The sequence below is a fragment of the Rhizobacter koreensis genome (assembly GCF_013366375.1).
Lineage (GTDB): Bacteria > Pseudomonadota > Gammaproteobacteria > Burkholderiales > Burkholderiaceae_C > Schlegelella_A > Schlegelella_A koreensis.
The window spans coordinates 131,367-152,781 of sequence record NZ_JABWMJ010000005.1; the positions used below are offsets into that span (position 1 = coordinate 131,367).

The window sequence follows — 21,415 nt, forward strand, 5'->3', positions numbered from 1 at the left end:
CCTGTGTAAGCCGGCCGGTCGGCCAACCCGCGATTGTCGCGCGGCTCGGCCGCCGGGGCAGCGCGAGGGCCAACGCGGCCGCCGCGACGCCACGCGGCAGCGCCGGCAAGCCCCACGACGAGCCCACCCGCCCTCGCAGCGCGCGAGCGCGCCGAGCAGCGACAATCGCGCGCCAGAGCGGCAGGGCGCTTGCAAGCCCCGCGCGGGCGATCGCTCGACGGCCGCCCGGATCGACAGGCATTCCAGGGAGTTCGTGAGATGACCAGAGGAATCGTTGCCGCCGTCGCGGCCGTGCTGTTCGCCGCCGTCGCGGCACCGAGCCAGGCGCAGGGCACGATCAGGATCGGCGAGCTGAACAGCTACAAGGCGCAGCCGGCATTTCTCGAGCCGTACCGCAAGGGCTGGGAGCTCGCGCTCGACGAGGTCAATGCCGCCGGCGGCGTGCTCGGCCGCAAGCTCGAGGTCGTTTCGCGCGACGACAACGGCAACCCGGGCGACGCGGTCCGCGTCGCCGAGGAGTTGGTGTCGCGCGAGGGCGTCGCGCTGCTCACCGGCACCTACCTCTCGAACACGGGCCTCGCGGTCACCGACTTCGCCAAGCAGCGCAAGGTGTTCTTCCTCGCCGCCGAGCCGCTGACCGACAAGATCACCTGGCAGAACGGCAACCGCTACACGTTCCGCCTGCGCCCCAACACCTACATGCAGGCGGCGATGCTGGCTCCCGAGGCGGCGAAGTTGAAGAAGAAGCGCTGGGCCCTGGTCTATCCGAACTACGAGTACGGGCAGTCGGCGGTCGCGACCTTCAAGGCGATGCTCAAGCAGCTGCAGCCCGACGTCGAGTTCGTCGCCGAACAGGCGCCGCCGCTCGGCCGCATCGAGGCGGGTGCGGTGGTGCAGGCGCTCGCCGACGCGAAGCCCGATGCGATCTTCAACGTGCTGTTCGCGGCCGACCTCTCGAAGTTCGTGCGCGAGGGCAACACGCGCCAGCTGTTCAAGGGCCGCGAGGTGGTGAGCCTGCTCACCGGGGAGCCCGAGTACCTCGAGCCGCTGAAGGACGAGGCGCCCACCGGCTGGATCGTCACCGGCTACCCCTACTACGCGATCACGACGCCCGAGCACAAGGCCTTCCACGACGCCTACGTGCGCAAGTACAAGGAGCCGCCGCGCCTGGGTTCGGTGGTCGGCTACGCGACGATCCGCTCGATCGCCGAAGGCATCCGCGCCGCGAACTCGACCGACCCCGAGAAGCTGATCGCGGCGTTCCGCGGCCTGGCGGTGACGACGCCGTTCGGCCGCATCTCGTATCGCGCCATCGACCACCAGTCGACCATGGGTGCCTACGTCGGGCGCACCCGCCTCGTCGACAGCAAGGGCGTGATGACCGACTTCACCTACATCGACGGCGCGCGCGTCCTGCCGGACGACGCCGAAGTCCGAAAGCTCCGCCCGGCCGAGTGAGCCGCGCGGGCGAGCGCCCCGGCGTGACGCCGGCTCCGCACGGCATGCCGGCGCGCGCCGCATGAGCGCGTCGGCGCTGCTCCTGCAGGTCCTCACCGGGCTCGCGTCGGCATCGACGCTGTTCCTCGTCGCGAGCGGGCTGTCGCTGATCTTCGGCGTGACGCGCATCGTCAACTTCGCGCACGGCTCGTTCTACATGCTCGGCCTCTACGCGGCCGTGTGGCTTGCCGAGCGCCTCGGCGGCGGGCCGCTCGGCTTCTGGGGCGGCGTGCTGCTCGCCGCGCTCGCCGTCGCGCTGCTCGGCGCGCTGCTCGAGGCGCTGATCCTGCGCCGGCTCTACGCCGCGCCCGAGCTCTACCAGCTGCTCGCCACCTTCGCGCTCGTGCTCGTCGTCAAGGACGCGGCGCTGTGGGCCTGGGGCCCCGAGGACATCCTCGGGCCGAAGGCGCCCGGGCTCGGTGGCGTCGTGATGCTCTTCGAGCGGCCGTTCCCGACGTACGACGTGTTCCTGATCTTCGTCGGGCCGCTGGTGCTGGGCGCGCTCTGGCTGCTGCTGACGCGCACGCGCTGGGGGCTCCTGATCCGCGCGGCGACGCAGGACCGCGAGATGGTCGGCGCGCTCGGCGTCAGCGAGCGCTGGCTCTTCACCTCGGTGTTCGCGCTCGGCACCTTCCTCGCCGCGCTCGGCGGCGCGCTGCAGATGCCGCACGAGCCCGCCAACCTCAACCTCGACCTCGCGCTGATCGGGGAGGCGTTCGTGATCGTCGTGGTCGGCGGCATGGGCTCGATCGTCGGCGCCTTCGTCGCCGCGCTGCTGATCGCGATGGTCAAGGCGTTCTGCATCGCCGCCGGAACGGTCGACCTGTTCGGGGCCCCGTTCCCGCTCAGCCGCCTCACGCTGGTGGCCGAGTTCCTGGTGATGGCGGTGGTGCTGGTGTGGCGCCCCTGGGGCCTGTTCGGGCGCGCGCAGGCGGCGGTGCGTCTGGCGAGCGCGGCCGAGGCGCCACTGCGCCGCGTGCCGGCGCCCTGGCGCCGCGTCGGCTTCGTCGGCCTTGCGCTGCTGTTCCTGGTGCCGCTGTTGCAGCCGGTCGCGCCATACGCGGTGGTGCTGATGATCGACGTGCTGATCGCGGTGCTGTTCGCTGCCAGCCTGCACTTCTCGATGGGCCCGGCCGGCCTGCACTCGTTCGGCCACGCGGCCTATTTCGGGCTCGGCGCGTACGGCGCCGCGCTGTTCTTCCAGGGCCTGGCGCTGCCGATGGAAGCGGCGCTGCTGCTCGCGCCGCTGCTCGCCTTCGCGGGTGCGCTGCTGTTCGGCTGGTTCTGCGTGCGCCTGTCGGGCGTGTACCTCGCGATGCTGACGCTCGCGTTCGCGCAGATCGTCTGGTCGGTGGTTTACCAGTGGGACCCGGTCACCGGCGGCAGCAACGGCCTCCTGGGCATCTGGCCGGCCGACTGGCTCGCGGCCAAGCCCGCGTACTACCTGCTGACGCTGGTGTTCACGATCGCCGGCTGCGGCCTGCTCGTGCGCATCGTCCACGCGCCGCTCGGGCTTGCCTTGCGCGGCAGCCGCGACTCGCCGCTGCGCGCGGCGGCGCTCGGCCTCGACGTGCCGCGCCTGCAGTGGCTCGCGTTCGTCGTCGCCGGCACGCTCGGCGGCGTCGCCGGCGCGCTGTTCGCGTTCGCCAAGGGCACCATCTCGCCGGAGACGCTCGGCATCGGCCGTTCGGTCGACGCGCTCGTGATGGTGCTGCTTGGCGGCGTGCAGGCGATCTCGGGCCCGTGGGTCGGCGCGGCGGTGTTCACCTGGCTGCAGGACAGCGTCGCGCGCCAGACCGACTATTGGCGCGCACTGCTCGGCGTGGTGATGCTTGCGCTCGTGATGCTGTTCCCGCTCGGCATCGCCGGCGGTCTGCGCCGCCTGTTCATGAGGGAGCCGGCGTGAGCGCGCCCTCGGCCACCGCGTCGCCTGCGCGTCCGCTGCTCGAGGTGCGCGGCCTGGCCAAGTCGTTCGGCGGCGTCGTCGCGGTGAAGGACGCGAGCTTCGACCTCGCGGCCGGCGAGATGCTGGCGCTGATCGGCCCGAACGGCGCCGGCAAGACGACCTGCTTCAACATGGTCGGCGGCCAGCTGCGCCCCGACGCCGGGTCGGTGAAGCTCGACGGCAGCGAGCTCGTCGGGCTGGGCCCCACGGCGATCGGCCGGCGCGGCGTCGCGCGCACCTTCCAGATCGCCGAGACCTTCGGCTCGCTCACGGTGCTCGAAAACGTGCAGCTCGCGCTGCTTGCGCAGTACGGCGAGGCGTGGCGTGGCTGGGGCCGCGCCGAGCACCGCCATCGCGACGAGGCCCTCGCCCTGCTCGAGCAGGTCGGCATGGCTGCGCAGGCGGGGCGCGCGATGCGCGTGCTCGCCTACGGCGACGTCAAGCGCGTCGAGCTCGCGCTCGCGCTGGCGATGCAGCCGCGCCTCCTGCTGATGGACGAGCCGACCGCCGGCATGGGCCCCGCCGAGCGCGGCGCGCTGATGGCGCTGACGCGGCGCCTCGCCCGCGAGCAGTCGATCGGCGTGCTGTTCACCGAGCACAGCATGGACGTCGTGTTCGCGCATGCCGACCGCCTGATCGTGCTGGTGCGCGGCGAGCTGATTGCAGCGGGGCCTCCCGCGGTCCTCCGCGAGGATGCGGCGGTGCGCGCGGCGTATCTCGGCGGCGCCGACCTCGCGTCGGCCGCGCAGCCGGCGCCCGCGGCGGCGCGCCCTGATCCGGAGCCGGCACCCGCGGCGATCGGGCGCATCCATGCCGACCGAGCACCGGCCGGTGCTCGAGCCGCCGCCGTCGACGCGGCCGGCACGGCCGCGCCGCTGCTCGACGCCGCCGACCTCGCCGCCTGGTACGGCCAGGCGCAGATCCTGTTCGGCGTCTCGCTGCAGGTCGCGGCGGGCGAGTGCGTCGCGCTGATGGGCCGCAACGGTGCCGGCAAGTCGACCACGATGAAGGCGATCATGGGGGTGGTCGCGAGGCGGCGCGGGCAGGTCCGCTTCGCCGGTGCCGACCTCGTCGGGCTGCCGCCGCACCGCATCAGCCGGCTCGGCGTCGGCTGGGTTCCCGAGGACCGGCGCATCTTCGGCGACCTCACCGTGGCCGAGAACCTGGCGCTCGGCGCACAGCCGCGCCGCGCCGATGCGCCGCACTGGACCGAAGCGCGCGTCTTCGAGCTGTTCCCGCACCTCGCGAGCCTGCGCGATCGCCTCGGGGCGCAGATGAGCGGCGGCGAGCAGCAGATGCTCACCGTCGCGCGCACGCTGATGGGCCAGCCGCGGCTCATCCTGCTCGACGAGCCGTCCGAAGGCGTCGCCCCGCTGGTCGTCGAGCAGATGGCCGAGACGATCGCGAGTCTCAAGCGCGAGGGTCTGGCGATCCTGCTCTCGGAGCAGAACTTCGCCTTCGCGCGCGGTGTCGCCGACCGCGCGGTGGTGCTCGAGAAGGGTCAGGTGCGCTACAGCGGGTCGATGGCCGAGCTCGACGCCGACGCGGCTGCGCAGCAGGCCCTGTTCGGGGTCTAGCAGCCAGGTGACGCGGCGCTCGGGGCCGCGGCCGAGCTGCATGCGAACGCCTCCCGGGCCGCTGTGGGACGATCGCAGCCGATGCAGAACCCGCCATCCCTGAAGCCCGCGCCCATCGCCAGCCCCTGCACCGGCGTCTGCCGCATCGACCCGGCGAGCGGCTGGTGCGAGGGCTGCGCGCGCACGCTCGACGAGATCGCCGCGTGGGGCAGCCTCGACCCCATGGAGCGGCGGGCCGTCTGCAAGCAGTTGCCGGCGCGTCGCGCCGCGCTCGCCACCACGTTGCGGCCGCTGCGATGAACCGCATCGACTTCTGGTTCGACCCGGTCTCGCCGTACGCGTACCTCGCGTTCGAACGCTTGCCCGAAGCGCTGGTCGGGCTCTCGTACGAGGTGCGCTACCGGCCGCTGGTCTTCGGGGCGCTGCTCAAGCACTTCGGCCAGAAAGGGCCCGCCGAGATCGAGCCGAAGCGGCAGTGGACCTTCCGCCACGTGCACTGGCTTGCAGCACGCGACGAGGTCGAACTGCAGACGCCCGCGGTGCACCCGTTCAATTCGCTCGCGCTGTCGCGCCTGGCCTGGGCCTGTGCGAAGGAGGGCGCGACACCGAACCGCCACGTCTGCGAGATGATCCTGCGCCACGCGTGGCGTGGCGGCGGTTCCGACGCGGCCGATCCGCAGCGCGTCGAGGCGCTGACCGAGCGCCTTGCGCCGCCCGTCGATCCGGGCGGCGAGGCGGCAAAGCAGCGCCTGCGCGACTCGACCGAGGCGGCGCTCGCGGCCGGGGTGTTCGGCGTGCCGACGCTCGGCGTCGCCGGCAAGCTGTTCTGGGGCTTCGACGCGCTGGAGATGGTTGCGGGGTGCCTGCGTGGCGACCCCTGGTTCACCGGCGGCGACTGGGAGCGCGAGGGCGCACCGCGACCCGGCGTGCGGCGCGCCGGCAGCTGATCCGCGCGGCGCGGAGCGCCGGCTCGCCGGGAGCGACGACGCGCCGCAGGCGTGCCACGAACAGCAGCGTCGCGCGGGCCGTAACGCACATCGCAGTGCCTGTGTCTCCGGGTTTCACCCAGTGTGAGCGCGGCCGTCGGCTCGGGCATCCCCGGGGCAGAGCACGCGGCGCATTCCCTCAACATAGCGGTGGCCTCGCCGCCCGGCGACAACACCCATACGAGGAGGTTTCTACATGGTTGCATCTGCGGTGCCCGCAAACCCGGCGGTCCCACGACCCATGACCAGCGAAGAGAAGAAGGTCATCTTCGCGTCGAGTCTGGGGACCGTGTTCGAGTGGTACGACTTCTACCTGTACGGGTCGCTGGCGGCGATCATCGGCCGGCAGTTCTTCGCCGCGCTCGATCCCACGGCCGCGTTCATCGCCTCGCTGATGGCGTTCGCGGCGGGCTTTCTGGTGCGACCGTTCGGGGCCATCGTGTTCGGGCGCCTGGGCGACATGATCGGCCGCAAGTACACCTTCCTCGTCACCATCCTCTTGATGGGCCTGTCGACCTTCATCGTCGGCATCCTGCCCAACTACGCCGCCATCGGCGCAGCCGCGCCGATCATCCTCGTGGCGCTGCGCCTGGTGCAGGGCCTGGCGCTCGGCGGTGAGTACGGCGGTGCGGCGACCTACGTGGCCGAGCACGCCCCGCACGGCAAGCGCGGCGCGTACACCTCGTGGATCCAGACCACCGCGACGATGGGCCTGTTCCTCTCGCTCATCGTCATCATCGCCGTCAAGGCCATGGTCGGCGACGAGGCCTTCAACGCCTGGGGCTGGCGCATCCCGTTCCTGATCTCCATCGTGCTGCTGGGCATCTCGGTGTGGATCCGGCTCAAGCTCAACGAGTCGCCGGCGTTCGCCAAGATGAAGTCCGAGGGCAAGACCTCCAAGGCGCCGCTGTCGGAGTCGTTCGCCAACTGGAAGAACGGCAAGATCGTGCTGCTGGCCCTGCTGGGCCTCACCGCCGGCCAGGGCGTCGTCTGGTACACGGGCCAGTTCTACGCGCTCTTTTTCCTCACCGCGCAGCTCAAGGTCGAGGCCACCACCGCGCAGCTCATGATCGGCGCGGCGCTCCTGCTCGGCACGCCGTTCTTCATCGTGTTCGGCGCCTTGTCCGACCGCATCGGCAGAAAGCCCATCATCATGGCCGGCTGCCTGATCGCGGCGCTGACCTACTTCCCGCTGTTCGGCGCGCTCACGCAGGCGGCCAACCCCGAGCTTGCCGCCGCGCAGGCCAACAACAAGGTCGTCGTCCACGCCGACCCGAGCCAGTGCTCGTTCCAGGGCAGCCCGATCGCGCGCGAGATCGACTTCCGCACCTCGTGCGACATCGCCAAGCGCTTCCTCGCGCAAAGCTCGGTCAGCTACGACAACGCCGACGCGCCGGCCGGCACGCCCGCGACCGTCACGATCGGCAACACCACCATCACGCCGCCGGCGGCCAACGTCGTCAACCAGAAGTTCGACGCCGACAGCACCGCCAAGATTGCCGCGTTCAAGAAGGAGATCGGCAGCGCGCTCAGCGCCGCGGGCTACCCGGCCAAGGCCAAGCCGATCGAGTTCATGGGCGGGCAGTGGTGGAAGATCGTCGCGATCCTGTGGATCCTCGTCATCTACGTGACGATGGTCTACGGCCCGATCGCCGCGGCGCTGGTGGAGCTCTTCCCCACGCGCATCCGCTACACGTCGATGAGCCTGCCGTACCACGTGGGCAACGGCTGGTTCGGCGGGCTCCTGCCGACGACGACGTTCGCGATCGTCGCCTCCACGGGCAACATGTACAACGGCCTGTGGTACCCGATCGTGATCGCGGTGATGACCTTCATCATCGGCACGCTCTTCATCCGCGAGACCAAGGACGTCGACATCTACGCGAACGACTGAGGCTCGTGATGCCGCCGACCCACGGGTCGGCGGGCGTCAGAACGAAAGCCGGCGTGGTCGCGAGACCCGTCGGCTTTTTCGTCGAGGCTTCGCCGAGGCCGCCTCCCGTCGACGCGGTCCAGCCGCGTGACGAGGCCGCCTGCGACGCACCGCTAGCGGGTCGCCCCGAACAGGTCCCGATGCTGCTCGCGCAGCAGGTTCTTCTGCACCTTGCCCATCGTGTTGCGCGGCAGCTCGTCGACGATGAACAGGTGCTTGGGCACCTTGAAGCCGGCGATGCGCGTCTTGAGCTCGGCGACGAGGCGCTGCGGGTCGAGCGTCATGCCCGGGCGGGCGGTGACGACGGCGATCACGCCCTCGCCCAGGTCGCGGTGCGGCACGCCGACGACGGCGCTCTCGGCCACTCCGGGCAGCTCGTTGAGGTAGCCCTCGACCTCGGCCGGGTAGACGTTGTAGCCGCCGCTGATGATGAGGTCCTTGCTGCGGCCGACGATGGTGAGATAGCCGTCGGCGTCGAAGCGGCCGACGTCGCCGGTCTTGAACCAGCCGTCGGCGGTGAACTCCTCGCGGGTGCGCTCGGGCATCCGCCAGTAGCCCTTGAACACGTTCGGCCCGGTGACCTGGATGTTGCCGACCGCGCCCTGCGGCACCGCGGCACCGCTGTCGTCGCAGATGCGCAGGCCGACGCCGGGCAGTGCGAATCCGACGGTGCCGCCGCGCCGTTCGCCTTCGCTTTCGCGATACGGGTTCGACGTCAGCATCGCCGTCTCGCTCATGCCGTAGCGCTCGAGAATGGTATGACCCGTGCGCTCGCGGAACGCGTTGAAGGTGTCGATGAGGAGCGGCGCCGACCCGCTGATGAAGAGCCGCATCGTGCGGCACGCCTCGCGCGTGAGCCCGGGTTCGGCGAGCAGCCGCACGTAGAGCGTCGGCACGCCCATGAACACGGTGGCTTCGGGCAAGTGCTCGACCACCACCTTCGGGTCGAACTTGGCGAGCCACAGCATCCTGCTGCCGTTGAGCAGCGCGCCGTGGGTCGCGACGAACAGGCCGTGCACGTGGAAGATCGGCAGCGTGTGGATCAGCACGTCGCCCGGCACCCAGCCCCAGTAGTCCTTCAGCACCCGCGCGTTCGAGAGCAGGTTGCCGTGGCTCAGCATCGCGCCCTTGCTGCGCCCGGTGGTGCCGCTGGTGTAGAGAATCGCGGCCAGGGTGTCGGCGTCGACCTCGACCGGCTCCTGCGCCGCCGGGTGGTGCTGGGCGCGGTCCAGAAGCGTTCCGGTGCGGTCGGTGTTCAGCGTGAACACGTTCTGGCAGCCGGCCTTGAACGCGATCGTCGACACCTCGGCGAAGTAGGTCGACGAGCAGACCATGACGCCGGGTTCGGCGTTGCCGACGAAGTATTCGATCTCGGCGGCACGGTAGGCGGTGTTGAGCGGCAGGTAGACGAAGCCGGCGCGCAGCACCGCGAGGTACAGCATCAGGGCCTCGACCGATTTCTCGACCTGCACCGCCACGCGGGTGCCGGGCTCGAGGTCGAGCGCCTGCAGCAGGTTCGCCATCATCGCGCTGCCGGCATCGAGGTCGCGCCACGTGTAGGCATGCGATTCGGTGCCGCCGATGGTCTGGATCGCGATCGCGTCGAGGTCGCCCGGAAAGCCCGCGCGCAGGGCGGCGAACAGGTTGCCGTCGTCGCTCACCGCAGCCATGCACACGCCTCCGGGTTCAGGACATGCGACGCTGCCACGCGGCCGGCGTGCCGCGCGCTCGCGGCGCGCTCGAGGGTGGTGCGGCTGCCACCCGGCAGCAGGCCGAGGGGCGCGGGGAAAGGTCTCGTCATGGGTCGGGGTTGCGAGGGGCGCGGCGATCATCCGGGCAATCGGCGCGCCGCGGAGACGCCGAAAACCCGCACGGATGATGCGTCACCCGCGCGTACCCCACGACAGCCACGTCGCTAGGCGCGCCGAATGCACGTTTTCGAGCGCCCGGCGGAGCGACCCGGTCGGGATAATTTCGTCGCATGCCGCTATGCGCCGCCCCGCCTCTCGTACGTGCGGGCTGCATCGTGTCGGCGACGATCGCGCTGGCGGCGCTGCCGGCCGCCGCATCCGCGCAAGGCGCTGCGGCGCCGGCGTCGGGGGAGGGGTCCGCCCCGCCGGCACCGTCCGCGCCGGCCAACGCCGAGGCCCCGGCCGCCGCGCCGGCCACGCTCGAGAAGATCGTGATCACCGGCTCGCGCATCGACGAGACCACCGAACGCCGTGAGTCGACCGCGGCGAAGATCGTGGTCGGGCGCGACGAGATCGAGCGCCACGGCGACACCACGCTCGGCGACGTGCTCAAGCGCCTGCCGGGCATCACCGTCGACGGCCGCCCCGGCCGCGGCGGCGCGATCCGCATGCGCGGCCTGGGCGCCGGCTACACGCAGATCCTGCTCGACGGCGAACGCGTGCCGCCGGGCTTCTCGATCGACTCGCTGTCGCCGCAGCAGGTCGAGCGCATCGAGATCCTGCGCGCGCCGACCGCCGAGACTGGCGCGCGCGCGATCGCCGGCACCATCAACATCATCACGCGCGACGGTGCGAGCCGGCGCATCAACGACCTGCAGGTGGCGACCAGCGTCGAGGACGGCCGCGCGCAGGCGCGGGTCGCCTGGACGCGCAACGACCGGCTGGGTCCGCTCACGTTCAATCACTCGCTGTCGGCGTTCCGGCAGAGCCTCGCGACCGACAGCACGACACGCACGCGCGCGGTCGACCTCGACGGCGGCGCGACGCTGCTCGACCAGCGGCTCGACGCGACCGCGCGCGAGCATCGCAGCGGCCTGCACGCGACCGGCCGCCTGCAGTGGCGCGGCAGCGAGCCCGGCCACAGCGTGGTGCTGACCCCGTTCCTCGTGGTCGGGCGCGGCGACACGCGCCGCACGGGAGCGCTCGCGCAGGCCGTGCCGACGCGCGACTGCAGCGCGGGGCCGTCGCCGCCCGAAGATCCGACGCCGCTCTGCCCCTACGACGAGAGCCGCAGCGACGGCAGCGGGCGCTACGCCTTCGGCCGTCTCAACGGCGCGTGGCTGCGCCGCCTGACACCCGACGCGCGCATCGAGCTGCGCAGCGGCATCGGCCTCTTTCGCAACACGCTGGAGCGCGTCGCGACCGAGCGCACCGACGGGCTGCAGACGCGCCGCGTCGACGACGACGCGACGACCCGCGACCGCAACCTCACCGCGAGCGGCAAGGTGATCGCGCTGCTCGCGGCCGATCACAACGTGGTCGCCGGCGTCGAGGCCGAGTCGAACCGGCGTCTCGATCGGCGCACCACGCTGCAGAACGGACGCCCGCTGCTGGTCGAGTTCGGCGACGACGTCGAGGCGTCGGCCACGCGCCTGGCCGCCTACGCGCAGGACGAGTGGAACGTGACGCCGAACTGGGCCGCGCACGTCGGGCTGCGCTGGGAAGGCATCGCGACGCGCAGCAGCGCCAGCGCGGAAACGCCGCGAGCGACCAACCGGAGCAGCGTCTGGTCGCCGCTGTTGCACGCGCTGTGGAAGCCCGACCCGAAGAGTCGCGATCAGGTGCGCATCAGCCTGACGCGCAGCTACCGCTCGCCGGGGCTCGCCGACCTCATCGCGCGCCCGGTGCCCAACGCGCGCTACCCGATCGACGGCCGCAACACCGCGACCCAGCCCGACCGCGCTGGCAATCCCGAGCTGCGGCCCGAGCTCGCGACCGGCGTCGACGTCGCGCTCGAGCGCTATCTCGACGGCGGCGGCGTGCTGAGCGCGAGCGTGTTCCAGCGCTGGATCCGCGACTTCATGCGCAGCCAGACCACGCTCGAGACGGTGCCGTGGTCGAGCCAGCCGCGCTACGTGGCCCGGCCGCGCAACATCGGCGACGCGGTCACGCAGGGCATCGAGCTGGAGGCCAAGTTCCGCCTCAGCCAGCTCGTCGACGGCGCGCCGCGCACCGACCTGCGGCTCAACGCGAGCGCGTTCCGTTCGCGCGTCCGATCGGTGCCCGGTCCCGACAACCGGCTCGATCGCCAGCCGACGTACGTGCTCAACGCGGGCGCGGACCATCGCTTCACCGCGGTGCCGCTCGCGGTCGGGGGCAACATCAACGGGTCGCCGGGCTATCGCACGCGGATCAGCGAGCTGCAGACGGTGCGGCAGGGTCGCAAGCTCGTGCTCGACGCCTACGCGCTGTGGATCGTCAGCCCGAGCCTGCAGCTGCGCATGAGCGCGAGCAACCTGAACCCGCTGGATGAGGTCACGGGCTCGGTGTTCGACGACGTGCGCAGCATCGACGGCCGCGCGCGCTCGGTGCGCGAGACGTCGACCACCACGACACCGTCGTCGCTCAACCTGCAGCTGCGACTCGAAGCCAAGCTGTGACGCAGGTGCGGCGCGCCACGTGCCGCGTTGCAAAAGGGTGATCCGCGCGTGTTCGCGCGTTCAGCATGCTGAACGCCGTCCGATAGGCGTGAAAACCCGCGCGCAAGCTCAGCGTTAAACCTACTGTCGGCGAAGCCCGATTTCACGTCTCATCACGCCTTTGCCGCATGCGCCGCGTCGAGCCGCGCGCCCGCGGCCCAAACACCCTGAAGGACACGTGACATGACCGAGCCCTCGATCTCCCGCGCCGCACGCCTGGCGCCGCGCCGCGCCGTGCTGCGGGCACTCGCCGCGGTGGTGGCGTTCGGCGCCGCGCTGCCGGCGATCGCGCAGAACAAGGGCGAGATCCGCATCGCCCACGTCTACAGCAAGACCGGCCCGCTCGAGGCCTACGGCAAGCAGACGCAGACCGGCCTGATGATGGGCCTCGAATACGCGACCGGCGGCACCATGACCGTCGGCGGGAAGAAGCTCACGGTGATCGAGAAGGACGACCAGGGCAAGCCCGACGTCGGCAAGAGCCTGCTCGCCACCGCCTACGCCGACGACAAGGCCGACGTCGCGGTCGGCCCGTCGTCGTCGGGGGTCGCCCTCGCGCTGCTGCCGGTGGCCGAGGAGTACAAGAAGATCCTGCTCGTCGAGCCGGCGGTCGCCGACGCGATCACCGGCGAGAAGTGGAACCGCTACATCTTCCGCACCGGCCGCAACAGCTCGCAGGACGCGATCTCGAACGCGGTCGCGCTCGACAAGCCCGGCGTCACGATCGCGACGCTCGGCCAGGACTACGCGTTCGGGCGTGACGGCGTGAAGGCATTCAAGGACGCGATCAAGAAGGCCAAGGTCGTCCACGAGGAATACCTGCCGCCCAACACCACCGACTTCACCGCCGGCACGCAGCGCCTCATTGACGCGCTCAAGAACCAGCCGGGCCGCAAGGTGGTGTGGATCATCTGGGCCGGTGCGAGCAACCCCTTCAAGATCGCCGACGACCTCAAGCGCAACAACATCGAGGTCGCGACCGGCGGCAACATCCTCCCGGCGATGGTCGCGTACAAGCAGCTGCCGGGCATGGAAGGCGCGGCCTACTACTACTTCGGCATGCCGAAGAACCCGGTCAACGAGTGGCTGGTCGCCAACCACTACAGCAAGTTCAAGTCGCCGCCCGACTTCTTCACCGCCGGCGGCATGGCCGCCGGCATCGCGCTGGTCGAGGCGCTCAAGAAGACCGCGGGCGACACCAGCACCGAGAAGCTCATCCGCACCATGGAAGGCATGAGCTTCGACTCGCCCAAGGGCAAGATGACGTTCCGCAAGGAAGACCATCAGGCGATGCAGTCGATGTACCACTTCCGCATCAAGAACGACCCGGCGTTCGCCTGGGGCGTTCCGGAGCTGATCCGCGAGATCAAGCCGGAAGAGATGCAGGTGCCGATCAAGAACAAGCGTTAGGCCGGACCTTCGGCCGTCCTGACTCGGCGGGTTCGAACGGCTTGCGCCGTCCGACCCGCCGCCGCACGCCTCATGCTCGAAACCCGAGAGCTCACGATCCGCTTCGGCGGCCACGTCGCGGTCGACCGCGTGACCTGCGCGTTCGCGCCGGGCACGCTGACCGCGATCGTCGGCCCGAACGGCGCCGGCAAGACGACCTACTTCAACCTCGTCTCGGGCCAGCTCCGCGCGAGCGCCGGGTCGGTGCATCTGGATGGCGCCGACATCACGCGCGAGCCGGTGGCCGTGCGCGCGCGACGCGGGCTCGGCCGGGCGTTCCAGCTGACCCAGCTGTTCCCCAACCTCAGCGTGCTCGAGAACGTGCGCCTGGCCGTGCAGTCGCGGCACCGCGTCGGTCTCGACCTCTGGTCGGTGTGGCTCGACCATCGCCGCACGCTCGAGCACGCGCGTTCGCTGGTCGCGCGGGTGCGCCTCGACGACCGCGCCGACCTGCCGGCGAGCAGCCTGCCGCACGGCGACCAGCGCAAGCTCGAGGTCGCGATGCTGATCGCGCTCGAGCCCAGCGTCTACATGTTCGACGAGCCGACCGCCGGCATGAGCGTCGACGACGTGCCGATCATCCTCGACCTGATCCGCAGCCTGAAAACCGAGCGCGACAAGACGATCCTGCTGGTCGAGCACAAGATGGACGTGGTGCGCGAGCTCGCCGATCGCATCGTCGTGCTGCACAACGGCCAGCTCGTCGCCGATGGCGAGCCGGCCGCGGTGATCGCCTCGCCAATCGTGCAGCAGGCCTACCTCGGCGTCGCGCCGGAGACCGAGGCCGTGGCGTGAGCACCTTTGCGTTTTGGTCCGACCATTCCGCCGCCGCGGGGCGCGGCACGGGAGCGGCGCGGTGAGCGACCTCCTCGAGCTGAAGGGCGTGCACACGCACATCGGCGCGTATCACATCCTGCATGGCGTCGACTTCGCGGTGCCGGCGGGGCAGGTGACGATGCTGCTCGGGCGCAACGGCGCCGGCAAGACGACGACGCTGCGCACGATCATGGGCCTGTGGGCGGCGTCGCAGGGCTCGATCACGTTCGACGGCGTGCCGATCGGCGGGCCGGCGGCCGGCGAGGCGGCGCGCGGGCGTCGCGGCACTCCGGACATCGCGCAGCTCGGCATCGCCTACGTGCCCGAGAACATGGGCATCTTCGCGGACCTCACCGTCAGCGAGAACATGCTGCTTGCCGCGCGGGGCGCGCGCAGCGTCGCCGGGCTCGACACGGCGCGGCTCGAGTGGATCTTCGGCCTCTTTCCGGCGCTGAAGAAGTTCTGGCTCTACCCGGCGGGCAAGCTCTCGGGCGGCCAGAAGCAGATGCTCGCGATCGCGCGCGCGATCGTCGAGCCGCGCCGCCTGCTGCTGATCGACGAGCCGAGCAAAGGCCTCGCGCCGGCGATCGTGCAGAACCTGATCGCGGCGCTGCGCGAGCTCAAGTCGACTGCGACGACGATCCTGCTCGTCGAGCAGAACTTCGCGATGGCGCGCGCGCTCGGCGACAGCGTCGCGGTGATGGACGACGGGCGCGTCGTCCACCGCGGCTCGATGGCCGAGCTCGCCGGCGACGAGGCGCTGCAGCAGCGCCTGCTCGGCCTTTCGCTGGCGGTGCATCAATGACGAACGCCGTCCTGCATCAACGGTCTGGCCGATCCGCCGCAACCTGCCGGAGCACGCAGCCGTGACCACTGCCGCCACCACCGCGCCGCCGGCCGCGACCGCACCCGACGCGCTGCCGCGCACCCGCTTCGACGCGCTGCCGGTCGCGCTCGCGCTCGCGATCGCGCTCGTCGCGTGGCCCGCGGTCGGCTCGACCTCGACCTGGCTCACGCTCACGTTCGCCGGCCTCGCGATGGGGATGATCGTGTTCATCGCCGCGTCGGGACTCACGCTGGTGTTCGGCCTGATGGACGTGCTGAACTTCGGCCACAGCCTGTTCATCGCGCTCGGCGCGTACGTCGCGAGCAGCGTGTTCGGCGCGATGCTCGGCTGGACCAGCGTGCCGAGCATGGGTCCCAACGTGGCAGCGGTGGGGGTCGCGGTGTTCGCCGCGATGGCGCTCTGCGGCGTCGCCGGGCTCGGCTTCGAACGCGTGATCGTGCGGCCGGTCTACGGGCAGCACCTCAAGCAGATCCTGGTGACGATCGGCGGCGCGATCGTCGGCGAGGAGCTGATCAAGGTGGTCTGGGGCCCGCAGCAGATCCCGCTGCCGCTGCCCGAGGCGCTGCGCGGCTCGGTGCTGGTCGGACCGGCTGCGGTCGAGCGCTTCCGCCTCGTCGCCGTGGTGGTCGGCCTTGTCGTGCTCGCGGGGCTGCTCTACACGCTCAACCGCACCAAGATCGGCCTCCTGATCCGCGCCGGCGTGCAGGACCGCGAGATGGTCGAGAGCCTCGGCTACCGCATCCGCCGCCTCTTCGTCGGCGTGTTAGCCGCCGGCTCGGCGCTCGCGGGCCTCGGCGGCGCGCTCTGGGGCATGAACCAGCAGATCGTCACGCCGCAGATCGGCGGCACCGTCAATGTCCTGCTGTTCATCGTGATCATCATCGGCGGCCTCGGCTCGACGCTCGGCTGCCTGGTCGGCGCGCTGCTCGTGGGCCTGCTCTCGAACTACGTCGGCTTCCTGGCGCCCAAGCTCGCGATGTTCTCGAGCATCGGCCTCATGGTCGCCGTGCTGGTGTGGCGGCCGCAGGGGCTGTATCCGGTGGCGAACCGCTGATGAGGCTCGACGCTGCCTTCGTTCGCGCCGCCTCCGCCGCACTGCATGCGCGAGGCCGCTGACCCATGCTGACGCGCCTTCTCTCGCACGACCTGCCGCGCAACCGCCTGCTCTCGGTGGTGCTGCTCGTCGTCCTCGTCGCGCTGGCCGCTGCGCCGTTCCTGTTCGCGTCGACCCGGGCGCTCAACGTCGCGGCCAAGGTGATGGTCTTCATCGTGCTGGCGGCGAGCTTCGACCTGCTGCTCGGCTACACCGGCATCGTGAGCTTCGCACACACCATGTTCTTCGGCATCGGTGCGTACGGCGTCGCGATCGCGTCGACGCACTGGGGGCCGGGCTGGGCCGCGGTCGCGGTCGGCGCGCTGGCGGCGCTGCTGCTCGCGGCACTGCTGTCGTTCGTGATCGGCCTCTTCAGCCTGCGCGTGCGGGCGATCTTCTTCGCCATGATCACGCTCGCGGTGGCGTCGGCGTTCCTCACGCTGGCCTCGCAGCTCTCGGCGTTCACCGGCGGCGAGGACGGGCTCACGTTCAGGGTGCCCGAGGCGCTGCAGCCCGGCACGCAGTATGTCGACGACCCGGTGCTCGGCGCGTCGGTCGACGGCCGCTTCGTCACCTACTACCTGCTGTTCGTGGTGTCGCTCGGGCTCGTGCTCGCGATGCTGCGCATCGTCAACTCGCCGTTCGGGCGCGTGCTGCAGGCGATCCGCGAGAACGACTTCCGTGCCGAGGCGATCGGCTACCGCACCGTCGTCTACCGCACCCTCTCGAACGTGCTCGCCGCGCTGTTCGCCGCGCTCGCCGGCGTGCTGCTCGCGCTCTGGCTGCGCTACAACGGGCCGGACACCACGCTGTCGTTCGAGATCATGCTCGACGTGCTGCTGATCGTCGTGATCGGCGGCATGGGCACGATCTACGGCGCCGTGGTCGGCAGCGTGCTGCTGGTGCTCGCGCAGAACTACCTGCAGGACCTCATGAAGGTGGGCGCCGGCGCGGTGGAAGGCGTGCCGGTGCTCTCGCAGCTGATCTCGCCCGACCGCTGGCTGCTCTGGCTCGGCATCCTGTTCGTGCTGTCGGTCTACTACTTCCCGAGCGGGGTGGTGGGGCGACTGCGCGCGTGGCGCGCGCGGCGCCGCTGAAGCCCGCTCGGGGCCGGGCGTGCCCGCCGGCCCGACGAGTCAGTGGTTGATGATCAGGTCGGCGATCACGCCGCTCGCGATCGCGACCAGCAGGTAGTCGGACCCGTGCTGCACCCAGTGGTAGCCACGCGGCGGTTGGCGCAGGCGGTGGCCGCGCCAGTCGTCGACCACGTAGTGGCGGGTGCGGTACTCGGGCGGCAGCCGGCCGCCGCGGTGCCACTCGCGGCGCTGCTCGAATCTCCGCTGGTCCGACCAGTTGTCGCGGCGCGCTTCGCGCCAGCGATCACCGTCGCGGCCGCGGCGGTCGCCTCGGTCGTCGCGGTCGCGCGTGTAGCTGCGGCCGCGATCGCCACGGTCATGGTCGCCGCGGTCGTGATCGCCGCCCCGACGCATGTCGCTGCCGCGGTCGCGGCCGCCGCGATCGTGGTCGCCGCGGGGCTGGGCCAACGTCGCCGCACTGCCGAGCATCAGGGCCAGTGCCGCGATGGAGCTGACGATCTTGCGGGTCTTCATGGCGTGCCCCCTTGAGCTGAACGAGGGCCGATGTTCGGCGCGGGGGCGCGTCGCTTACGTAGGAAAAGGGGTCACCGGCGCGTCGGCCGTTTGCGCGTGGCGGACGCGGGGTTTGGATGTCGATGCGTGGGGTCTCGAGCGCGGGGCACGATCGGACGAGCGTCGCACGACACCGCGATTGCCGACAGCGGCTTGGCCGACGATTGCGGCCGCAGCACGCGCGCGTCGCCTCCTTCGGTGGCGCCCCCACCGGCACGACCCACTCGTTCGCCGGCTCGGTTCGAACGGCCGCCCGCGCGCTGCGATCGGTTCTCGAGCCGCGGGCTACAGCTCGCGAGCGCCGGCTGCGTGCGGGACCGTCGACCGGGGTGTCGCCCAGATGCCCTTGCGAGGGTCGCCGACCTGCAAAGGTCGCGCCGATTCATACCAAAAGCCGGATCGATGGATCAGAAGAAATTATCGATTGGACCGTGGCCCTTGCGATGCCAATACTGCGCGCCCATCGGAACCTGCAGTCAGCAGGAGCCGCAACGATCGGAGACGAGACCATGATTCGACGCACCCTGCTGGCGCTGACCGCCGCCACCCTCTGCTCGGGAGCCCTCGCGCAGGCGTACCCGGCCAAGCCGATCCGCCTCGTGGTGCCGTTCCCGCCGGGCGGGGGCACCGACATCATCGCGCGCGAGGTGTCGCAGAAGGTCGCCTCCAGCACGGGCTGGACCTTCGTCATCGAGAACAAGCCGGGCGCCGGCGGCAACCTCGGCGTCGACTCGGCGGCCAAGGCACCGCCCGACGGCTACACGCTCGTGCTTGGTCAGACCAGCAACCTCGCGATCAATCCGTCGCTCTACAGCAAGCTGCCGTACGACCCGCTGAAGGACCTGGCGCCGATCGGCCTCGTCGCCACCGCGCCGCTGGTCATCGTGGTTCCGGTCAACTCGCCGTACAAGACCCTGGCGGACCTCGTCGCGGCTGCCAAGGCGAACCCGGGTGGCGTCAACTTCGCGTCGCCCGGCAACGGCACCGTCGCCCACCTCACCGGCGAGCAGTTCCAGAGGACCGCCGGCGTCAAGTTCCAGCACGTGCCCTACAAGGGCGCGAACCAGGCCCTTACCGACGTGATCAGCGGCCAGGTCCAGCTGTACATGTCGTCGGTGCCTTCGGTGCTCGGGCAGATCAAGCAGGGCAAGCTGCGCCCGCTCGCGGTCACGTCGGCCAAGCGCGTCGGCGACCTGCCGCAGACGCCTGCCGTCGGCGAGTCCGGCTACAAGGGCTTCGACGCGGTGACGTGGTTCGGCCTGCTCGCGCCGGCCGGAACCCCGAAGGACGTGATCGCGCGGCTGAACACCGAATTCAACAAGGCACTCCAGCAGCCCGACCTGCGCAAGCGCCTCGACGACGAAGGAGCCGAGCCCGCGGGCGGTTCGCCCGAGCAGTTCGCGGCCCTCATCAAGGAGGACATGGCGCGCTGGGGCCGGACCGTCAAGGAATCCGGCGTCCGCATCGACTGATCGATCGCTCGCGCCGCACCCCGCCCGCGGGGTGCCCGCCTGCCGCGCATGCGCGGCTCCCCGACACATCCTGGAGACCTTTCATGAGTCAAGCCGCTGCATTGCCGGACGTCATCCGAGACATCGAACGCACCCCCGCCCACGTCGTCGAGCAGGCGGCACAGTTCCCGTCGTCGATCCTGGCCGACGTGGCCGGGCGGCGCGGCGCGCTGAGCGGCCGCATCGCGCCCCTGGCGCCCTCGATGCGCTTCGCCGGCACGGCGATCACGGTCGAGGTCCGCCCCGGCGACAACCTGATGATCCATGCGGCGATAGCAATCGCGAAGCCCGGCGACGTGCTCGTCGTCGACGGCAAGGGCGACCTCTCGAGCGCGCTGATGGGCGAGATCATGACGCAGCAGTGCATCGCCCTCGGCATCGTCGCGGTCGTGATCGACGGCGCGGTGCGCGACAGCGAGGCAATCCGCGGCCTGGGCTTCCCGATGTACGCGGCCGGACTGAACCCGAATGGTCCGACCAAGTTCGTCCCGGGTCGCCTCAACCACCCGATCTCCATCGGCGGCGTCGCGGTCAGTGCGGGTGATCTGATCGTGGGCGACGCCGACGGCGTGTTCGCGGTCGAGCGCGCGCGCGCCGAATCGCTGCTGCCGCTGGCCGCCGAGAAGCTCGCCGCCGAGACCAAGCGCATCGCGGGCATCAAGAGCCGGGAAGCGCTGACCCCGCCATGGCTCGACGGTGCGCTGCGCGCCGCCGGCGTGCTCAAGGCCGGGGAGACGCTGTGAGCCGCGCCGTCGTTCTGGTCACCGGCGCCGACCTGGCCGCCGAGGCGCTCGCGCTGCTGGGCGACTACGAGGTCGTCTTCGCCGGCAAGACGCCGACCGAGGACGACATCGTCGCGCTCTGCCAGCGCCACGACCCGAGCGCGATCATCGTCCGCTACAGCAAGGTCGGGGCCGCCGCGATGGACGCCGCGCCGAGCCTGAAGGTGATCTCCAAGCACGGCAGCGGCACCGACACGATCGACAAGGTCGCCGCGAAGGCGCGCGGCATCGAGGTCGTCGCGGCGGTCGGCGCGAACGCCGCCGCGGTCGCCGAGCAAGCCGTCGCCTTGCTGCTCGCCTGCGCCAAGTCGGTGGTCACGCTCGACCATCGCATGCGCACCGGGCATTGGGACAAGGCGACCCACAAGAGCGTCGAGCTCGAAGGCCGAACCGTCGGCGTGATCGGGCTCGGCGCGATCGGCCTGCGCTTCGCGAAGGTCGCCGACGCGATGGGCATGCGCGTCCTCGGCTTCGACCCCTTCGCGAAGGACCTGCCGACCCACATCGAGGCGGTCGATCTGGACACGATCTGGCGCAGCGCGGACGCGATCTCGTTGCATTGCCCGTTGACGCCCGACAACGCGAGGCTCCTCGATGCGTCGACCCTGAGCGCCTGCAAGCGCGGCGTCATCGTCGTGAACACCGCGCGCGGCGGTCTCATCGACGAGGCCGCGCTGCTCGACGCGGTGCGGTCGGGTCAGGTCGCCGGCGCCGGGCTCGACAGCTTCGCGGTCGAGCCGATGACCGCGCCGCACCCGTTCCACGACGAGCCGCGCATCGTGCTGAGCCCGCACATCGGCGGCGTCACCGCCGACGCCTACGTGAAGATGGGCGTTGCGGCGGCGCGCAACGCGCTCGCTGTGCTGGCGAAGGGCGCGACCGGGTCGCGAGCGCCGGCGGCAGCGGCTGCGACCGGGGCACCCTCCTGATCCAGGGCCTT

The 21,415-nt window shown here is 71.0% G+C and carries 18 protein-coding genes; 15 read left to right on the top strand and 3 right to left on the bottom strand.

The window, feature by feature from the left end:
* Positions 1–258: 258 nt before the first annotated feature.
* From HQN59_RS12150 to HQN59_RS12175, 6 genes are all read left to right on the top strand, one after another.
* Positions 259–1,458 (top strand): ABC transporter substrate-binding protein, encoded by a 1,200-nt coding sequence (locus tag HQN59_RS12150; protein ID WP_176069364.1) that lies wholly within the window; start codon positions 259–261, stop codon positions 1,456–1,458.
* A 61-nt stretch (positions 1,459–1,519) separates the two neighbouring features.
* Positions 1,520–3,403: an ABC transporter permease gene (locus HQN59_RS12155; RefSeq protein ID WP_176069365.1), complete on the top strand. Its 1,884-nt coding sequence runs from the start codon at positions 1,520–1,522 to the stop codon at positions 3,401–3,403.
* Positions 3,400–5,019: an ATP-binding cassette domain-containing protein gene (locus HQN59_RS12160; protein WP_342451188.1), complete on the top strand. Its 1,620-nt coding sequence runs from the start codon at positions 3,400–3,402 to the stop codon at positions 5,017–5,019. The genes HQN59_RS12155 and HQN59_RS12160 overlap by 4 nt, the downstream gene beginning before the upstream one ends.
* Before the next feature lie 81 nt (positions 5,020–5,100).
* The gene (locus HQN59_RS12165) at positions 5,101–5,319 is read left to right on the top strand and encodes a DUF1289 domain-containing protein (RefSeq protein WP_176069367.1); all 219 of its coding nucleotides are present in this window, start codon (positions 5,101–5,103) and stop codon (positions 5,317–5,319) included.
* Positions 5,316–5,966, top strand: coding sequence for a 2-hydroxychromene-2-carboxylate isomerase (locus HQN59_RS12170; protein ID WP_176069368.1), 651 nt, complete (start codon positions 5,316–5,318; stop codon positions 5,964–5,966). Before HQN59_RS12165 ends, HQN59_RS12170 begins: the two co-directional genes overlap by 4 nt.
* Positions 5,967–6,201: 235 nt before the next feature.
* Complete coding sequence (locus tag HQN59_RS12175; protein ID WP_425342717.1) at positions 6,202–7,899, top strand: MFS transporter; 1,698 nt, start codon at positions 6,202–6,204, stop codon at positions 7,897–7,899.
* 152 nt (positions 7,900–8,051) lie between these two features.
* Here the strand turns inward: HQN59_RS12175 and HQN59_RS12180 are convergent, their stop codons facing one another.
* Positions 8,052–9,608, bottom strand: coding sequence for a malonate--CoA ligase (locus HQN59_RS12180; protein ID WP_176069370.1), 1,557 nt, complete (start codon positions 9,606–9,608; stop codon positions 8,052–8,054).
* Entirely contained in the window at positions 9,596–9,739 is a 144-nt protein-coding gene (locus tag HQN59_RS12185; RefSeq protein WP_176069371.1) for a hypothetical protein, read from the bottom strand. The genes HQN59_RS12180 and HQN59_RS12185 overlap by 13 nt, the downstream gene beginning before the upstream one ends.
* A gap of 180 nt (positions 9,740–9,919) precedes the next feature.
* Here HQN59_RS12185 and HQN59_RS12190 point away from each other — a divergent pair, with 180 nt between their 5' ends.
* From HQN59_RS12190 to HQN59_RS12215, 6 genes are all read left to right on the top strand, one after another.
* Positions 9,920–12,289 (top strand): TonB-dependent receptor plug domain-containing protein, encoded by a 2,370-nt coding sequence (locus tag HQN59_RS12190; RefSeq protein ID WP_176069372.1) that lies wholly within the window; start codon positions 9,920–9,922, stop codon positions 12,287–12,289.
* Positions 12,290–12,511: 222 nt separating this feature from the next.
* On the top strand, positions 12,512–13,738 hold the full coding sequence (locus HQN59_RS12195; RefSeq protein ID WP_176069373.1) for a substrate-binding domain-containing protein: 1,227 nt from the start codon (positions 12,512–12,514) through the stop codon (positions 13,736–13,738).
* A gap of 72 nt (positions 13,739–13,810) precedes the next feature.
* On the top strand, positions 13,811–14,572 hold the full coding sequence (locus HQN59_RS12200; RefSeq protein WP_176069374.1) for an ABC transporter ATP-binding protein: 762 nt from the start codon (positions 13,811–13,813) through the stop codon (positions 14,570–14,572).
* A 61-nt stretch (positions 14,573–14,633) separates the two neighbouring features.
* Positions 14,634–15,398: an ATP-binding cassette domain-containing protein gene (locus HQN59_RS12205; protein ID WP_176069375.1), complete on the top strand. Its 765-nt coding sequence runs from the start codon at positions 14,634–14,636 to the stop codon at positions 15,396–15,398.
* A 61-nt stretch (positions 15,399–15,459) separates the two neighbouring features.
* Complete coding sequence (locus HQN59_RS12210) at positions 15,460–16,494, top strand: branched-chain amino acid ABC transporter permease (RefSeq protein ID WP_425342718.1); 1,035 nt, start codon at positions 15,460–15,462, stop codon at positions 16,492–16,494.
* Positions 16,495–16,559: 65 nt separating this feature from the next.
* Entirely contained in the window at positions 16,560–17,630 is a 1,071-nt protein-coding gene (locus HQN59_RS12215; RefSeq protein WP_176069376.1) for a branched-chain amino acid ABC transporter permease, read from the top strand.
* Positions 17,631–17,669: 39 nt separating this feature from the next.
* On the opposite strand, the gene HQN59_RS12220 is transcribed toward HQN59_RS12215, so the two are convergent.
* Positions 17,670–18,143, bottom strand: coding sequence for an RcnB family protein (locus tag HQN59_RS12220; RefSeq protein WP_176069377.1), 474 nt, complete (start codon positions 18,141–18,143; stop codon positions 17,670–17,672).
* Between the two features lie 548 nt (positions 18,144–18,691).
* Between HQN59_RS12220 and HQN59_RS12225 the strand changes: the two genes are divergently transcribed.
* From HQN59_RS12225 to HQN59_RS12235, 3 genes are all read left to right on the top strand, one after another.
* On the top strand, positions 18,692–19,654 hold the full coding sequence (locus tag HQN59_RS12225) for a Bug family tripartite tricarboxylate transporter substrate binding protein (RefSeq protein WP_176069378.1): 963 nt from the start codon (positions 18,692–18,694) through the stop codon (positions 19,652–19,654).
* Positions 19,655–19,737: 83 nt separating this feature from the next.
* Positions 19,738–20,436 carry an RraA family protein gene (locus HQN59_RS12230; protein ID WP_176069379.1) on the top strand — a complete coding sequence of 233 codons (699 nt, stop codon included), beginning with the start codon at positions 19,738–19,740 and terminating at the stop codon, positions 20,434–20,436.
* Complete coding sequence (locus HQN59_RS12235) at positions 20,433–21,404, top strand: NAD(P)-dependent oxidoreductase (protein WP_176069380.1); 972 nt, start codon at positions 20,433–20,435, stop codon at positions 21,402–21,404. Before HQN59_RS12230 ends, HQN59_RS12235 begins: the two co-directional genes overlap by 4 nt.
* The last annotated feature ends 11 nt before the right edge of the window (positions 21,405–21,415 follow it).

Excerpts from the sequence above, each read along its gene's own strand:
- HQN59_RS12150 (WP_176069364.1), top strand. The coding sequence starts at position 259 with ATGACCAGAGGAATCGTTGCCGCCGTCGCGGCCGTGCTGTTCGCCGCC.
- HQN59_RS12155 (WP_176069365.1), top strand. The coding sequence starts at position 1,520 with ATGAGCGCGTCGGCGCTGCTCCTGCAGGTCCTCACCGGGCTCGCGTCG.
- HQN59_RS12165 (WP_176069367.1), top strand. The coding sequence starts at position 5,101 with ATGCAGAACCCGCCATCCCTGAAGCCCGCGCCCATCGCCAGCCCCTGC.
- HQN59_RS12170 (WP_176069368.1), top strand. The coding sequence starts at position 5,316 with ATGAACCGCATCGACTTCTGGTTCGACCCGGTCTCGCCGTACGCGTAC.
- HQN59_RS12175 (WP_425342717.1), top strand. The coding sequence starts at position 6,202 with ATGGTTGCATCTGCGGTGCCCGCAAACCCGGCGGTCCCACGACCCATG.
- HQN59_RS12180 (WP_176069370.1), bottom strand. The coding sequence starts at position 9,608 with ATGGCTGCGGTGAGCGACGACGGCAACCTGTTCGCCGCCCTGCGCGCG.
- HQN59_RS12185 (WP_176069371.1), bottom strand. The coding sequence starts at position 9,739 with ATGACGAGACCTTTCCCCGCGCCCCTCGGCCTGCTGCCGGGTGGCAGC.
- HQN59_RS12190 (WP_176069372.1), top strand. The coding sequence starts at position 9,920 with ATGCCGCTATGCGCCGCCCCGCCTCTCGTACGTGCGGGCTGCATCGTG.
- HQN59_RS12195 (WP_176069373.1), top strand. The coding sequence starts at position 12,512 with ATGACCGAGCCCTCGATCTCCCGCGCCGCACGCCTGGCGCCGCGCCGC.
- HQN59_RS12200 (WP_176069374.1), top strand. The coding sequence starts at position 13,811 with ATGCTCGAAACCCGAGAGCTCACGATCCGCTTCGGCGGCCACGTCGCG.
- HQN59_RS12215 (WP_176069376.1), top strand. The coding sequence starts at position 16,560 with ATGCTGACGCGCCTTCTCTCGCACGACCTGCCGCGCAACCGCCTGCTC.
- HQN59_RS12220 (WP_176069377.1), bottom strand. The coding sequence starts at position 18,143 with ATGAAGACCCGCAAGATCGTCAGCTCCATCGCGGCACTGGCCCTGATG.
- HQN59_RS12225 (WP_176069378.1), top strand. The coding sequence starts at position 18,692 with ATGATTCGACGCACCCTGCTGGCGCTGACCGCCGCCACCCTCTGCTCG.
- HQN59_RS12230 (WP_176069379.1), top strand. The coding sequence starts at position 19,738 with ATGAGTCAAGCCGCTGCATTGCCGGACGTCATCCGAGACATCGAACGC.